A 13,573-nucleotide genomic window follows, 5' to 3' on the forward strand; every position below is an offset into this window, starting at 1 on the left:
CCGATACGGGCAACAATATTTCCACGGCTGAAAGGTCGTGGCTCCATTGAAGCACGTCATCCCCTGCCTTTGCGCCCCTGCCACAATGTAATTTCCACGGCTGAAAGGTCGTGGCTCCATTGAAGCAGGCGGCTCTTGAGCTTAAGGGATTCTACTATGCGTAATTTCCACGGCTGAAAGGTCGTGGCTCCATTGAAGCTCATCACGATATTTTGATCCGATACGGGCAACAATATTTCCACGGCTGAAAGGTCGTGGCTCCATTGAAGCACTGAGCGTCAGTGCCGGATTGAGCCTGACCTGGAGTATTTCCACGGCTGAAAGGTCGTGGCTCCATTGAAGCTGGAAAATCACCGAGCACTCTGACCCGGTAGATGCTATTTCCACGGCTGAAAGGTCGTGGCTCCATTGAAGCATTGAACATCAATTCTTCGATCTCGATTACTGTATCAAATTTCCACGGCTGAAAGGTCGTGGCTCCATTGAAGCGGGCCGGAACCCGTCACCAGCTACGCAGGTGGCTTTTACCAACACTTGGGGTGGTCAATTTTCGGTGATCACACCTGGTCAATTTTCGGTTGTCATTTACAAGTACAGGCGGTGAACATCGCTAGGTTATGGGAATTCTGTTTTTCTTTATCGGACGCTCATCGCTATGAAACTTTGTGGAGGGGTTATGAATATTTCTCGAAGACATTTTTTACAATTTCTCAGTACGCTTCCCATAGTTGGCAGTTCGTTCACTGTTAGTGCGAAACAACAATATCCGAAACGTTCGAGGACGCTGATTAACCGATTTTCTGTAGCAGGTTTTCAGTACTATGACGGCCCGTCGGTTTTTTCCCGACTACAATCGGGAGATATCCTGATAATGAAACCCGAGCCTTCAAATCCTCATGATATTTTTGCCGTGGAGCTTTTTCATGGTAAAACCAAGCTCGGCTATGTTCCGCGTAGTGACAACAAACATATCAGTCGTCTTTTGCAGAACGCGGTCAACCTTCACGTCGAGGTCAAGGAGGTCAATCCGACAGTACCTCTTTGGAACGCAGTGAAGGTTGACGTGTATTTGGAGCAGAGATAGTTGCCATCATACTGTTATTGTTGAATATTAGGCGTATTCGACTAGGTGGCCATCTCCAGGAAAGCCTTAGAGCAGTCCGGCACCAGCAAAAATACCATTGACAATTACCACTGAGTGGTAACAAGGTGGCATTGAATGACTTGGAAGGTCGTGTTTACGGGAAGGGCCAGGAAGCAGAAAGAAAAGTTGCCCAAGCAATGGCAGGACGTACTCGATGCCTTGAGGCGGGATATTGAAGTCAACGGTCCCGTGGCAACATCCTGGCCCAATTATGGAAAAATCAAAGGGAAAGTCGGGTTTCACCATTGCCATTTGAACAAGGGAAAACCCCGGTATGTGGCGGTGTGGAGGATAGCCGACAACAAGATCCAGGTGGTGGAGATCAGGTATGTTGGAACTCACGAAAAAGCAGACTACGGAAAAATTCGTTGAAATGTGCCTCCGGGTCCCTGCCAAGGACGCAAACCGGATTATTGATGCCACCAAAGCCTTTCTTCGGCTTGCAGGGCATGAGGTGCGGGAAAAGAACGAAATGGGTGAAGAGTTATTTGATGCATCCGAAGTCTTTCCGGAAAGTAACCCCGGAACCATCTTGCGAGGTTTTCGGATCAGGGAGGATTTAACCCAGAAAGAACTCGCCCGAATGACTGGCCTCAAGCCTCACCATGTATCAGAGATGGAGACCGGGAAGCGTCCCATTGGCAAGGATGTGGCTGAACGATTGGCCAAGGCATTGAATGCCGACCGGCGGGTTTTCTTGTAGCATGCTGACATCAATTTCGTACGTTCACGCAAAAAATGGCCACCGATTTCCATGGTTGGACCGGAATCGATGGCCATTGAGGGTGCAAAATGTGACTTCGGGGGCATAAACTTTTTCGAGAAAATCGAATTTCAGAACACGAATTTTTCCCGAGTCAAATTTCTACCCCTTGATTTTGATAATTCCGATAGGATGTTACATATACCTTCTGGCCACAAAAAATCTAGCTTATTTCTAGCCTTTTTGCCGAGCCCTATGCTAACCTATTGATTTTATGCACCGCATGCACGCCATGCTCGGCTTGTGGAATAGGGATCAGAAAGAGAATATCTCATTTTATTTTAATAGGTTATTATATAATGTCGGACAAAAACACCAAGGATGGCTATCAAGGAGGCAAAAAAGATGGAGAACAAAGACATTCAGGACATAGCGACCCGTTTTTTCGAGAAATACAAAAAAACCGAAGGTGACCGGACGCTGTGGTCGGCACCCTGGAAGATTTACAAAAACGGCCGGACCTTCGAGATTATCTTCAGCACCTGCCCCAGGGGGACATCATTCAAGGTGTTCGTTGACAACAAGAAGATGGAGGAAATCTGGGAATGGCCGGTCTTTCTCGAGAAATTGGATGGGTTGGAAAAGACGTACGCGCCGTTGTTCGAAAGGGATGATTATTTCGGGCAGATGAAGGAGGTTATATAGGGGTAAGGGCTGTTTTATTTTTGGCTCTTATTGCGTTTCGGGGGCCTACTCACAATGCAAGGTCGCTCCCCCCAGGGAAAGCATACCCTCACAATCCCATCCCTTTCTTGGTTTTTTTCGTGGCGCGGGCCGTCAGTGGATCATCGGGCCAATAGTGTTTGGGATAGCGTCCCTTGAGTTCCTTTTTCACCTCCGGATAGCCGGTCTGCCAGAACCCGGATAAATCCGAGGTGATCTGGACGGGTCGGTGGGCCGGGGAGAGGAGGTGGATGCATACGGCCACTGTACCACCAGCTATTCTGGGAGATGCCTGCCAGCCAAAGACTTCCTGGATACGCACCGCCAGAACCGGCACATCCCCGGAATAGTCGAGGGGAATGCGCGAGCCGCTGGGTACGGTCATGTGGGTGGGTGCCTCCCTGGTGACCGTTTGCTGGTGTGCCCACGACAGTCGTGATGTAAGGGCACTGAGAAGATCTATTCTTTCAAGGCGGGGTATAGGCTGGGAAAAAAAGGGCGCGAGCCAGGCTTCCAGCCCGTCGAGCAGGGTTTTGGTATCGTGGGCGGGGAGATCCACGTCATGCTTCAGGAGAAAGCGCACCCGTGCGAGCCATGAACGGCTGGTCTTCTTCCAGGGAAGCAGGGACAGTCCCTGATCCCGAATGGCCTGGATGGTGACCTCCTGAAGTCGCTGGGCATCGGGAGCGGCACAGGCTGATGATCGGACCGGTATCTTGCCGAACGTCAGGATATTCCTGGCCGTTGCCTCCTTGCGGACCGGATCAAAGGAATACCTTTCCCGGGTTTCCCACATCTCTTCAAGTTGTTGTTCAAGCCACTCCTGGTCCACGGGGGCGGCCATCTGCACCGTGGCGTCACTGCCCTTGTCGTTTATTTCCGGAATGACCAGCCAGGCAAAGGAGGCCAGCGGATCGAGGCCGGCGAACCTTGCCGCCTTACCATTGGCAAGGAGATAGCCGGTTCCGTCATGTGCCCCTAAGCGACGGTGTGCGATGCGGTCGGGAAAGGCCAGGGAGAGAAGGTTGCCGCAATATTCCGGAAAAAGTCCGTCATCCTTTGCGCTGATTTTTTTCTTCCAAAGACGTGCTTGCGTGAGAACCCTTTTGCACACAGCACCGGCCACCCGGTGGGCAGGTCGTTGGTTGTTGGTCACGCAATCCAGAGCGTCGAGTCTGAGGCGCAGGTCCCGGTGTCTCTCCCTGCCGTGAACATATTCGAAGATATCCCGCTCCATGAACAGGGCGGCGGTGACACAACCAGTCCATGCCAGGGAGTGTTTTTGGGCCCCGAGAATGAGATGGGCCAATCGGGGATGGGTTCCCAGACGTTGGACCTTCCGCCCGTGCGGGGTCATTCGCCCTTGGGTGTCCAGGACTCCGATGCGGGCCAGCAGCCCCCGGGCCTTTTCCTGGTGGGCCCGAGGAGGCGGGGTGATCCAATCGAGTCCGGAAAGGTCGGTCGTTCCCCAATCGGCAAGGGTCAGGATCAGGTCGCATAGATCCCTGGTCGTTATTTCGGGAGGAAGATGGGGGAGCAGGGATTCCTGTTGGTGCTTACTCCACAACCGGAAACATATGCCGGGCTGGAGACGTCCCGCCCTGCCTCTGCGCTGATCCGCAGAACTCTTGGAAACGACGATCGTTTCCAGTCGGTCCATGCCGGTCCGGGGAGAATATCTGGATACACGACAGAGACCCGCATCGATGACCATGCGGATACCCTCGATGGTCAGGGAGGTTTCGGCAATAGTGGTCGCTAGGACCACCTTGCGTGTTCCTTGTGGGGGCGGCTTGAGCGCCCTGTCCTGCTCGTCCCGGGGTTGATTGCCGAACAGGGGCAAGATTCGGGTGCCGGCGGGCAGGGGGCCGTCTTGAAGGAGCGCGAGCACCCTTTGGATTTCGGGCACCCCGGGCAAAAAAACCAAACAACTTCCCTGTTCTTCGTTGAGCACCCTGCGGATGACCCCTGCAGTGTGGATTTCAGCACGGTCATTATGGCGGGGAGGGATATAGCGGGTCTCCACGGGATACGATCTTCCAGGGGCGGAGATGACCGGCGTATCCACGCCTATTGCGCGCAGAATACTTTGGGGATCCAGCGTGGCGGACATAATCAGGATACGCAGGTCGTTGCGCAACCCCTTCTGGATGTCCAGACTCAGGGCCAGGCCGAGATCTGCATGGATGGAACGTTCGTGGAATTCATCAAAAATAATCAGCCCGACATCGGCAAGCTCGGGATCTGTCAGGATCCGACGGGTCAGGATCCCCTCGGTCAGTATTTCAATGCGGGTCCGTGGAGAGGTGCGCGTGTCCAGCCGGGTAACATACCCTGCGTCCTGTCCAACCTTTTGCCCCATGAGCTCTGCCATGCGCCGGCAGGTGGCCCTTGCGGCCAGACGCCGTGGTTCCAGAACCAGAATCTTGCGCCCCATAAGCCAGGGTTCTGCCATGAGTTCCAAAGGCACGATTGTCGTCTTGCCCGCACCGGGGGGGGCTTGCAAAACAACACGGTTACGGCCCTCCAGCGAACGGGTGAGATCCTGAAGAACCGCGTGGATGGGAAGGGTGTCCATGGGCGTATGGCCCTGGAATGTTCCCGGGGTGTCGCCAGGGTGACCCCTCATTGGGAGACGGCTGCCTGGATGCGCTCTGCAGCATTGGCCATGATATTTCTATAGAACAACGCGTAGTCAAAGGGATGGTAAACGCCTTGGGGGAATGCGCTCAGCGGTGAAGCCAATAGAGAACCGTCTTTCGGGACGACCACAAGGCCGCAATCCTTGATCCTTGCCGAGGTGAATCCCGGACGGATGACAATGGTGCCATCATCCTGGAAAAAGGCCGACCCCATATTCATGGTCGCGGGTCCCGGCTTGTCTGTCGTGGTCCAGGTAAGGGGGTTGACCACATAGGTTCCGGGAATGATTGTCGGGGCCTTTTTCTGCTTGCCGGCCGCTACGGTGTTGTAGGTGACGATGCATTCGGTCTGACCGGGCAAATGGCAGATTTCAAGGGACGGGTTTGTGCGCAGATCTTCAGGGGTCACGGACCAGCCGATAAGGTAGGCGGCAACGAGACGTTTTTCCACACCGAGTGCCCCCCAATGCTCGGTCATCAGATCGGCGAGAATGTTCGATCCCTGACTGTGCCCGGCAAGGATGAAGGGTTTGCCCCCGTTGGAATTATCGAGATAATATTTCAGGGCCCGCCAGACATCGTCTTTGCCGTGGGAAATAATAATGTTTTTCTCTTTTTCCGGCAGGGAGAGGCCGGCCAGATTCATCTGACGGTATAACGGAGCGTACAGATTGGCCTGGATACTGAAAACACTCGCCTGCGTGGTGAGGGTCTTTTGGGCCTTGGCACACATTTGGTCATCGGTAACATCCATGAGCCATCCCTTATCGCCGGTATTCACGGTCGGATAGACCCAAAACACATCCACGGAATACTGGTCCGGGACATCAGGCAGGGCCAGCCAGTTGGCGGACTGTGAATAATCCGGTCGGGTCGGTATGTCTTCGGGGGTGAATTTGGAAAGTTCCGTTTTTCCTGTACCAGGATAACAAAGGAGGATCGCGAACGCGACCAGGGCCAGTACTCGACAGGGAATCAGGGGGAGGACTTTTTTCATGGGTACCGGAGGGGTTGGAGTGTGGACATGGAGGCCGGAACTATGGTTGGTCCGTGGCTTGATTGGCGAGGTGTTTTTCGTATTCCACAAGATCGTCCTGGACCATTTTCAGACACAGTGCGACAACGGCGGCGTCATCGAGCTGGCCGATACCGGGAAGAAAATCCGGGATCAGGTCGATGGGGTTGAGGACGTACAAAAGGGTGAAGGCGATGGCCGCGACGCTTCTGAAGGGAATGTCTCGGTAGGTTCCCGTGTAGTAGTCCCTGACCATGGAGATCAGCAGGGTGATGTCGGTCAGGAATTTGTGCAGGGGGCCGTCTTGGGCAGCGAGTTTTTGGATGGTTTCCGACTCCTTGAGGACACGGGCGAAATCACTGTTCCCGAGTTTCTCGGCCCTGGAACGGATATAGTCATTGTCGATTTTGTCCAGAATAGATTTGACGTCCATGCGATCATTTCCCGTGACGGCAGGGGAGCGGTCCGATTGTTGTTATACCTTGTTCAAAAAAGAATACGTGCCTCCCACATGGGCGTCAACAGGAAGGTCGATCCGTGCGCGTAGGAGGACATCCATAGGTTTGCGGTTTGGCGGCACCGGGCATATATGACCGCCAAGTCCACCTTTTTTTGTAACTGGAAGGGCAAAAGCCGATCCATCCCTCCAATATTTCCGGAAAGTATATGCAATCCATCGGTATTCTCGGGGGATCTTTCAATCCTCCCCACATCGCACACCTCCGTTTGGCCCTCGAGGTGCAAGAACAACTTCCATTGCCCCGGATAGACCTGGTCCCGGCGGCCACCCCCCCCCACAAAAAGGTCGGGAGTCTGTTGCCTTTCTCCGAAAGATGCAGACTCCTTTGTGACTCGGTGAGGGAACTTCCCGGCATCAGGGTCAACGATCTCGAATCACGGCGCAAGGGCCCCTCCTATACCTATGATACTCTGGGGGAGTACAAACGGACCGAGCCCGGAAAGAGGCTGTTTTTCATCATGGGCAGTGAAGACCTGGTCCATTTTCCCTCCTGGTACAAAGGGGTCCAGCTGACCGCTTTAGCCCATCTGGTCATTGTTTGCCGGGGGGGATTGGACCGTCTGGATTCGAATGGGCTGGTCCAAACGTTGTGGCCTGGGAGCCGTATGACCCCGTCGGGGTGGAGGCTGCCAGAGAACAGACTGGATGTGTTTTTTGTTGGAATGGACCGACTGGACATCAGCTCCTCTCTGGTCCGCGAAAAATGGGTAAGAGGACAGAGTATCCGGTATCTGGTTCCTGAACCGGTGGAAAACTATCTAGGGGAACACAGAACCCGTGTCGCGAGGATTTGGGGAAAAGGTGGAGCGATAAACACGTGTACAGGGAAAAATCCGTAGGGGGTTCCTACGTTTTTTGGGTCCTGAACACGACCCCTTCCGGTGTTATAGTCCCTGTCTTGTCCCCGGGAAATTGCACTTTCTTGCCCGTTGCCCGCTGTTGCCAGAGCTCGTCCAGCTTGAAGATGGAAGCGGCCAGGGGCTGCCCCGGCCCCATGGACTCCAGGGTATGCTTGATCAATCGATAACGTTCGGCCCTGTCAAGGCTGGACAGATGGGAGGGGAGGAATTTTTCCCGGTGGCCCAGATGGTCCGTGATCCGATGGTCCCAAAATATTCGGTCGGCCTGACCGCATTTCCATAGCTGGTTCACGGTTCCGAGGAACCCCGGGTTCTCCTCGAGGAACAGGGGAAGGATATTCCAGCGGACCCGGTTACGCAAAAACGAGGTATCCGTATTGCTCGCGTCCTCTTCCCAGCCGATGCCGAGATGGTCGAGAAAACCCTGCAGGGTCCTTTTGGGCGTTCCAAGAAGGGGACGAAGGAGGTGGCGGTCGCCGTCATACCCCTGCATCCCGGCCAGCGCGGGCCAGCCCGTTCCCCGGATCAATCGCATGAGGACATCCTCGGCAAGATCATCGGCCTGATGGGCCGTGAGAATGAACGCGGCACCGTACTCGGATCTGACCGTTTCCAGGAATCGGTACCGCTCTCTCCGTGCGGCCTCTTCCAATCCCTGACCGGTTTTTCGGGCTATGGACGCGATCTCTTTGGACGCCCCCCAAAAGTCAATTCCAAGCTTCCTGCAGGTCTGTTCTGCAATTTTTTGTTCCCGGCCGGACTCGGGCCTGAGCATATGATCGAGATTGGCCCCAACCAGTCGCAGATTCAGCCGGGGGGCCAGGATATGGAAAATGCACAGCAACGCGGTGGAGTCGACTCCTGTAGAATAGGCAACGATCAGGGTCGCACCATTGAGCCGAACACCGAGTTCCTTGGCCACAAACCGTTCGATCCCCAAACAGAAATGGGCCCATTGTGGGGCGAGGTCTTGAAGACGCGGGCAGGTCATCTCAGACAGGAATGTCCCATTCTTTGAGCGTGGTGTCGATGTAGTCCATCATGAAATCCCTTTGCTCCTTGGTCGCATAGGCCACACAGGAACAGCGCAGGATCTGCCGGGCCCGGACCAGAAACTCGAGCTGGATCCAGTCCTTGCCCGTTTCCACGGCCATGTAAAAGGGGCCACAGGAGTCGGCATGCTCGATCTGCTCGGGGCCCATGAGGGTGTCCGGGAGGGGAATCTGGAAAAGCTGGGGAATGGAGCAGCCAAACCCCCTTTCTGCAAACCGGGTATTGATGGTTTCCATCTGCTCGGGTGTGAATTCGTCGATCTGGTAAGAACGCATGAGGATTTCCTTGGGTAATGATTGGCGATTGACAATTATGGCTTACTTCCGCTGAAAATTCTGTCTGCTGCGGGGTTGGTCAGGGCATGTCCCGGTTTTTCGCCCCGCGTGTGCGTCTTCCGGAACATTTTCATTGTCCAGATTGAACATCCGTCGGGTATCGTGGATGCATTTGGTGATCGTTCCCTCTTCCATGCTCCGGCGTTTGAGATAACCGATGGGCTCGCAGTACAATTTGCCGATAAGTGAGTGGGCCAGGACATGGAGGGCCTCGTTCAGCTCCGGTGAGACATCGGGGCCGAGGGTTTTGAGGGTTTTTTTTATCTCCCTTTCCGCAATGGTTTCTCCCCGCTCCAGAAGGTCCACGATGGTCGGTTTGAGGGCCAACGATTTAAGCCACAGAGCGAACGTTTCCACCTCCTCCTTGACGATGAGTTCCGCCTTACCCGCTTCCTCCTTACGCTCGGCCAGGTTTTCTTCGACCACCTCCTTGAGATCGTCGATATCGTAGAGATAGACATTGTCCAACCCGTTCACGTCGGGATCGATATCCCTGGGAACGGCGATGTCGATGAAAAACATGGGCCGGTGTCTGCGCTTCTTGAGCACCTTCTTGATATCCCTTGCCTGGATGACCGTATGTTGTGACCCCGTTGAACTGATGACGATATCCGCGTCCGGAAGATGGTCGGTCAATCCCTCGAAAGGCACGGCCGTTCCATCAAATTGGTCGGCCAGCTCTTCTCCCTTGCATAACGTCCGGTTGGCAACGGTTATCCCCTTGATGCCCGCTCGCAAAAGATGGGTGGCCGCGAGCTCTGCCATCTCTCCAGCCCCCACGAGCATAGCCCGTTGGGGTGCAAGGTCCCCGAAGATCTTTTTGGCCAGCTCCACGGCAGCATAGCTGATGGAAACCGCATTCGATGCAATAGCCGTTTCCGTACGCACCCGTTTAGCCACCGAAAAAGCCTTGTGCAGTGCGCGGCTGACGACCACCCGTGCGCTACCGTGCTCAACGGCCTTACGGTAGGCCTGCTTGAGCTGACCGAGGATCTGGGGCTCGCCCAGGACCATGGAGTCGAGGCTGGAAGCCACGGTGAAGAGATGCTGGATGGCTCCGAGCCCCTGATGGGTATACACGTGGTTCCGGATGGTTTCCGGGTCAAAGGAACATGAGGTCCCCCAGAAAGAGAGGACCTCTTGGATTGGATTCCTGCGGGGATCACCGACAACGAGGAATTCGACCCTATTGCACGTGGACAGGATCAGGGCTTCCTGGATCGGACCGTCAGGTCTGACCAATCCCTGTGCACAGGGATTGCAGTCCGGAAGCGCCAGCTTTTCCCTGACAGATACGTCGGCGGTACGGTGGTTGAGACCTATGAGATAGATGCTTTGATTCATTATGGACAATGGTTGGTATGGAAGATGTAAGATTACGTGTTAGGGAATACGGGGTAAGGGGTAAGGACAGTACGCAGGGCGCAGGTCGGCATATGCCGCCTGTCTCCCTTGTCCCTGTTGTTCACATCTGGAACCTGTGGTGCGTGGGCATGAAGAAATTGATGAACAACATGGATGCAACCACTAGAACAAAAACCCATATGGCCATCTTGGCCGGTTTACGACCATTCCAGCCCAGGGCCAGCCTCTGGTGGAAAAGATAGGCAAAGACCAGCCAAATGAGCAGGGAAACTATTTCCTTGGGATCCCAGCTGAACATCCGTTTCCAAGTGAACGCGGCCCAGATGAATCCGCTCAATATGCCGACCGTGTACAGGGGGAATCCGACCATGACACTTACGTGGTTCACACGGTCACATGTATTCAAGGACGGGAGATCCTTGGAAAATCCCTTGAGACGTGACTTGGTCTTTATTTTTTTTTCCAAATACAAATAAACGGCACCGGATCCAAAGGCCATGGCCAGCAGGGCGATGCTCAAGAAGAGGGAACCGATGTGCAAGCCGAACCACAGCCCGCCCAGGGTCTGCGGGATGGGTTGCGTTGAGGGGGAGATGGCCAGGGACGACGTGAACACGATAAGCGCGAGAGGGGGGGCGATCAGAGCGAGAAATTCCATGCGCAACAGCCACCAGAACCCAAAAAAAATGGCCAGAAAACTCCAGGCGAGTAGACTGAAATAAAAGGGTCCCTGACCGCTCCCCAAACCATTCGACCCCAACCATGCGAAAAGGAGGTCGACCGAGTGCAGCCCAAAACCGGAAACCGTGGCCCAGATGGAAATCTTTTTGAGTATGTCGCGTTGGGCCACAAGACCGGAAAGAAACAGGAGCGCGCCGCCAAAGTACAAAAAGGCGATACACAATTCAAAGAGACGGAAAGAGGTCATTGGTCAAGGCTCCAATGGAAGGGTGGAGTTGTTCGGGCAAAAGGGCCAAAAGGATAGAATGGACGGCTCCCATATCCCTGTCTCGAATAGCCGTGATCAGTGGGGAGTCAACCAGTGATCTGAAACACTCGGCATTGTCGTCGCAGCACAGGCCCAGGGGGAGCAGGGCGTGTCTGATCCTCCCCAGAAGCTCGAGCAGGAGTTCATATTCTTCTCCAAACCGACAATCAAGCTCCTGTCTGAGCCTTTTGCACAGGGCCGGGGACTTACCTGAGGTGGATAGAGCCAGGAGCAGGTCTCCCCGTTGGATGAGCGATGGAAGGACCACATCGCCTGCCTCCGGATCATCGGTGATATTACACAAAATACCACGCTTTTTGCAGTCATGGGCGATCGTTGCGTTGAGGCCCCTGTCGCTGGTGCAGGCAAAGACCAGATCGGTCCGGTCCAGATCCCCGGGAGTGGGGCCGCGCTGTTCAAAAACGAGTGCCGGATGTTTCTGCGTCAGCTCCAGCAATCCGGGATCAGGGGGGAACCGGTCCAGGGCGAGCAGCCGGCCGGGATCGGCTGCCAAGAGAGTCTTTATCTTCCGGATTCCGACCCGGCCCACGCCAACGACCATGCAGGATTTGTCGTGGAGATCGAGAAGGAGGGGATAATAGCGCATGGCCGGGACCTCTAGCAAAGCCGTAACGGGGTGTAAATGCAAGAGTGGAGATCCCGGATCAATTCCGGGACAACGATATATTCCGATCTGCGTACTGTGCGCTGACTCCTCGCTACTGGATTTGTCGGGTCGTCCATTCTCGGTGCTCCAGTCAGGGGGCTGGGGTCACCCCGAAAATTTTCCGCATGCTGCCAGCCGCACCCCGGCCTTGGGACAGACGTCTTCCAGTTCACATTGACCGCACCGTGGCCCCCTTGCCGTGCACACCTCACGCCCAAAAAGGACCATGCAGTGGTTGATGTCCCCCCAGGATGTCTTCGGGAATAATGGCATGAGATCTTTCTCGATCCGTACCGGATCCGTCGAGCCGGTAAGGCTGAGTCGTAGGGAGATCCTCTTTACGTGCGTATCCACGGCGATCCCCTCGTGTATGCCGAATGCGTTGGACAAGACAATGTTCGCAGTCTTTCTTGCCACGCCCCCCAGGGTGACAAGTTCTTCCATGGTCCTGGGAACGTCCCCGTTGAAGTCTTCCATGATGGTTGTAGCCGCATGGATCAGGTTTTTGGTCTTGTTTTTGTAAAATCCGGTAGAATAGATAACCTTTTCGACCCTTCCCGGATCGGCCTTGGCCATGGACGAAGGATCGGGCCAGGTGGCAAAAAGTAGGGGGGTGACCATGTTCACCCGTTCGTCGGTACATTGGGCCGAAAGCGCCGTCGCCACGAGCAGTTCCCATGGGTTCGACCAAACCAGGGCCGAGGTGGGGTGGGGATAACGTTTTTTTAGGCGCTGGAGAACGATAGCGGCCAACAATTCCCTGTCTTCGGTGTCTCTATATCCATTATTTCTTGAGCTCAATACGTTCTCCTGGTTGCATGACTATCGGCCATGTGGACGGGGCGTGTTTTTGGACGAGGCGTGCAAACTTTTGGGGCTCGGAGTCCAGCCCCGGAAAGGTTCCCCAATGCATGGGTACGGCCATACGACATTTGAGCAGGGCGCAGGCCTTTGCTCCCTGGTAGGCATCCATGGTAAAGACATCTCCTGTGGGCAGGAGTGCGAGATCGATGGGGTAGAGTTCCCCCCAGAGCTCCATGTCCCCGAAAATGGAGGTATCGCCCGCATGGTATACGGTGAATCCGTTGTCCAACCGGATGATGAAACCGACCGGGGTGCCGGTGGCACACGAATGGAAGGCCTGGATCATGGTTATCTCTATTCCCTCGAAACAAACGGTTCCACCGATATTGAATCCGATCCCATTGAGAATTTGGTTCCGATCGATTCCCTGCTGCATGAACGAACCGGCCAGTTCGACCTGGGCACCGAAAACGGCACCGGTCTTCTTGCACAATTCGAGCGCGTCACCCAGGTGGTCATCATGGTCATGCGTGGCCAGGACCAGGTCGGCCCTGTCGATGTCCCCGGCGGAAATATCCGCCCTCGGATTCCCCAAAAACCAGGGGTCGATGAAGATGGTATGCTTGGGGGTGGTTATCTCGAAATTTGCGTGGCCGTGCCAGGTCAGTAGATAGGACATGAGAAACCTCCGTGATAAGAAGTAAGGCGCCGTGGAGACGAATAAAATTGCAACATGATTGTTCCAGATTTGATG

15 protein-coding genes and 1 CRISPR repeat array are annotated in these 13,573 nt (G+C 54.8%); of the genes, 5 read left to right on the forward strand and 10 right to left on the reverse strand.

From position 1 onward, the window contains the following. Positions 1–17: 17 nt before the first annotated feature. A CRISPR array of direct repeats spans positions 18–489; the repeat unit is 36 nt; unit sequence ATTTCCACGGCTGAAAGGTCGTGGCTCCATTGAAGC. Between the two features lie 187 nt (positions 490–676). The 4 genes from ACY692_RS08380 (at position 677) to ACY692_RS08395 (ending at position 2,552) form a co-directional block, all read left to right on the forward strand. Then, positions 677–1,084 carry an HIRAN domain-containing protein gene (locus ACY692_RS08380; RefSeq protein WP_462324900.1) on the forward strand — a complete coding sequence of 136 codons (408 nt, stop codon included), beginning with the start codon at positions 677–679 and terminating at the stop codon, positions 1,082–1,084. A 135-nt stretch (positions 1,085–1,219) separates the two neighbouring features. Next, on the forward strand, positions 1,220–1,516 hold the full coding sequence (locus ACY692_RS08385) for a cytotoxic translational repressor of toxin-antitoxin stability system (RefSeq protein WP_462324901.1): 297 nt from the start codon (positions 1,220–1,222) through the stop codon (positions 1,514–1,516). Continuing rightward, positions 1,473–1,847: a helix-turn-helix domain-containing protein gene (locus ACY692_RS08390; RefSeq protein WP_462324902.1), complete on the forward strand. Its 375-nt coding sequence runs from the start codon at positions 1,473–1,475 to the stop codon at positions 1,845–1,847. Before ACY692_RS08385 ends, ACY692_RS08390 begins: the two co-directional genes overlap by 44 nt. Before the next feature lie 405 nt (positions 1,848–2,252). Then, positions 2,253–2,552 carry a hypothetical protein gene (locus tag ACY692_RS08395; protein ID WP_462324903.1) on the forward strand — a complete coding sequence of 100 codons (300 nt, stop codon included), beginning with the start codon at positions 2,253–2,255 and terminating at the stop codon, positions 2,550–2,552. An 88-nt stretch (positions 2,553–2,640) separates the two neighbouring features. Here the strand turns inward: ACY692_RS08395 and hrpB are convergent, their stop codons facing one another. Genes hrpB through ACY692_RS08410 form a run of 3 tightly spaced genes read right to left on the reverse strand, consistent with a single transcriptional unit; the run spans position 2,641 to position 6,660 of the window. Continuing rightward, positions 2,641–5,148, reverse strand: a complete 2,508-nt coding sequence (hrpB, locus tag ACY692_RS08400; protein ID WP_462324904.1) for an ATP-dependent helicase HrpB — start codon at positions 5,146–5,148, stop codon at positions 2,641–2,643. A 47-nt stretch (positions 5,149–5,195) separates the two neighbouring features. Beyond that, positions 5,196–6,209, reverse strand: coding sequence for a DUF3089 domain-containing protein (locus ACY692_RS08405; RefSeq protein WP_462324905.1), 1,014 nt, complete (start codon positions 6,207–6,209; stop codon positions 5,196–5,198). A 40-nt stretch (positions 6,210–6,249) separates the two neighbouring features. Further along, positions 6,250–6,660, reverse strand: coding sequence for a YkvA family protein (locus tag ACY692_RS08410; RefSeq protein WP_462324906.1), 411 nt, complete (start codon positions 6,658–6,660; stop codon positions 6,250–6,252). A gap of 233 nt (positions 6,661–6,893) precedes the next feature. Here ACY692_RS08410 and nadD point away from each other — a divergent pair, with 233 nt between their 5' ends. Continuing rightward, entirely contained in the window at positions 6,894–7,586 is a 693-nt protein-coding gene (gene nadD, locus ACY692_RS08415; protein ID WP_462324907.1) for a nicotinate (nicotinamide) nucleotide adenylyltransferase, read from the forward strand. A gap of 7 nt (positions 7,587–7,593) precedes the next feature. On the opposite strand, the gene tilS is transcribed toward nadD, so the two are convergent. The 7 genes from tilS to ACY692_RS08450 form a co-directional block, all read right to left on the reverse strand. Further along, the gene (gene tilS / locus ACY692_RS08420; protein ID WP_462324908.1) at positions 7,594–8,598 is read right to left on the reverse strand and encodes a tRNA lysidine(34) synthetase TilS; all 1,005 of its coding nucleotides are present in this window, start codon (positions 8,596–8,598) and stop codon (positions 7,594–7,596) included. Position 8,599: 1 nt separating this feature from the next. Further along, a complete protein-coding gene (locus ACY692_RS08425) occupies positions 8,600–8,935 on the reverse strand; it encodes a hypothetical protein (RefSeq protein WP_462324909.1) in 336 nt (111 codons plus the stop codon). A 42-nt stretch (positions 8,936–8,977) separates the two neighbouring features. After that, positions 8,978–10,339: a glutamyl-tRNA reductase gene (gene hemA / locus ACY692_RS08430; RefSeq protein WP_462324910.1), complete on the reverse strand. Its 1,362-nt coding sequence runs from the start codon at positions 10,337–10,339 to the stop codon at positions 8,978–8,980. A gap of 121 nt (positions 10,340–10,460) precedes the next feature. Then, entirely contained in the window at positions 10,461–11,288 is an 828-nt protein-coding gene (locus ACY692_RS08435) for a cytochrome C assembly family protein (RefSeq protein WP_462324911.1), read from the reverse strand. Continuing rightward, complete coding sequence (locus tag ACY692_RS08440) at positions 11,266–11,955, reverse strand: precorrin-2 dehydrogenase/sirohydrochlorin ferrochelatase family protein (RefSeq protein WP_462324912.1); 690 nt, start codon at positions 11,953–11,955, stop codon at positions 11,266–11,268. Before ACY692_RS08440 ends, ACY692_RS08435 begins: the two co-directional genes overlap by 23 nt. Positions 11,956–12,120: 165 nt before the next feature. Next, complete coding sequence (nth, locus tag ACY692_RS08445) at positions 12,121–12,816, reverse strand: endonuclease III (RefSeq protein ID WP_462324913.1); 696 nt, start codon at positions 12,814–12,816, stop codon at positions 12,121–12,123. After that, positions 12,800–13,498, reverse strand: coding sequence for a metal-dependent hydrolase (locus tag ACY692_RS08450; RefSeq protein ID WP_462324914.1), 699 nt, complete (start codon positions 13,496–13,498; stop codon positions 12,800–12,802). Before ACY692_RS08450 ends, nth begins: the two co-directional genes overlap by 17 nt. Between the last annotated feature and the right edge of the window lie 75 nt (positions 13,499–13,573).

Source organism: Desulfoplanes sp., assembly GCF_054921335.1.

What these genes read in the sequence shown, in the direction of transcription:
- ACY692_RS08380 (WP_462324900.1), top strand. Translation starts at nt 677, where the DNA reads ATGAATATTTCTCGAAGACATTTTTTACAATTTCTCAGTACGCTTCCC.
- ACY692_RS08385 (WP_462324901.1), top strand. Translation starts at nt 1,220, where the DNA reads ATGACTTGGAAGGTCGTGTTTACGGGAAGGGCCAGGAAGCAGAAAGAA.
- ACY692_RS08390 (WP_462324902.1), top strand. Translation starts at nt 1,473, where the DNA reads ATGTTGGAACTCACGAAAAAGCAGACTACGGAAAAATTCGTTGAAATG.
- ACY692_RS08395 (WP_462324903.1), top strand. Translation starts at nt 2,253, where the DNA reads ATGGAGAACAAAGACATTCAGGACATAGCGACCCGTTTTTTCGAGAAA.
- hrpB (WP_462324904.1), bottom strand. Translation starts at nt 5,148, where the DNA reads ATGGACACCCTTCCCATCCACGCGGTTCTTCAGGATCTCACCCGTTCG.
- ACY692_RS08405 (WP_462324905.1), bottom strand. Translation starts at nt 6,209, where the DNA reads ATGAAAAAAGTCCTCCCCCTGATTCCCTGTCGAGTACTGGCCCTGGTC.
- ACY692_RS08410 (WP_462324906.1), bottom strand. Translation starts at nt 6,660, where the DNA reads ATGGACGTCAAATCTATTCTGGACAAAATCGACAATGACTATATCCGT.
- nadD (WP_462324907.1), top strand. Translation starts at nt 6,894, where the DNA reads ATGCAATCCATCGGTATTCTCGGGGGATCTTTCAATCCTCCCCACATC.
- tilS (WP_462324908.1), bottom strand. Translation starts at nt 8,598, where the DNA reads ATGACCTGCCCGCGTCTTCAAGACCTCGCCCCACAATGGGCCCATTTC.
- ACY692_RS08425 (WP_462324909.1), bottom strand. Translation starts at nt 8,935, where the DNA reads ATGCGTTCTTACCAGATCGACGAATTCACACCCGAGCAGATGGAAACC.
- hemA (WP_462324910.1), bottom strand. Translation starts at nt 10,339, where the DNA reads ATGAATCAAAGCATCTATCTCATAGGTCTCAACCACCGTACCGCCGAC.
- ACY692_RS08435 (WP_462324911.1), bottom strand. Translation starts at nt 11,288, where the DNA reads ATGACCTCTTTCCGTCTCTTTGAATTGTGTATCGCCTTTTTGTACTTT.
- ACY692_RS08440 (WP_462324912.1), bottom strand. Translation starts at nt 11,955, where the DNA reads ATGCGCTATTATCCCCTCCTTCTCGATCTCCACGACAAATCCTGCATG.
- ACY692_RS08450 (WP_462324914.1), bottom strand. Translation starts at nt 13,498, where the DNA reads ATGTCCTATCTACTGACCTGGCACGGCCACGCAAATTTCGAGATAACC.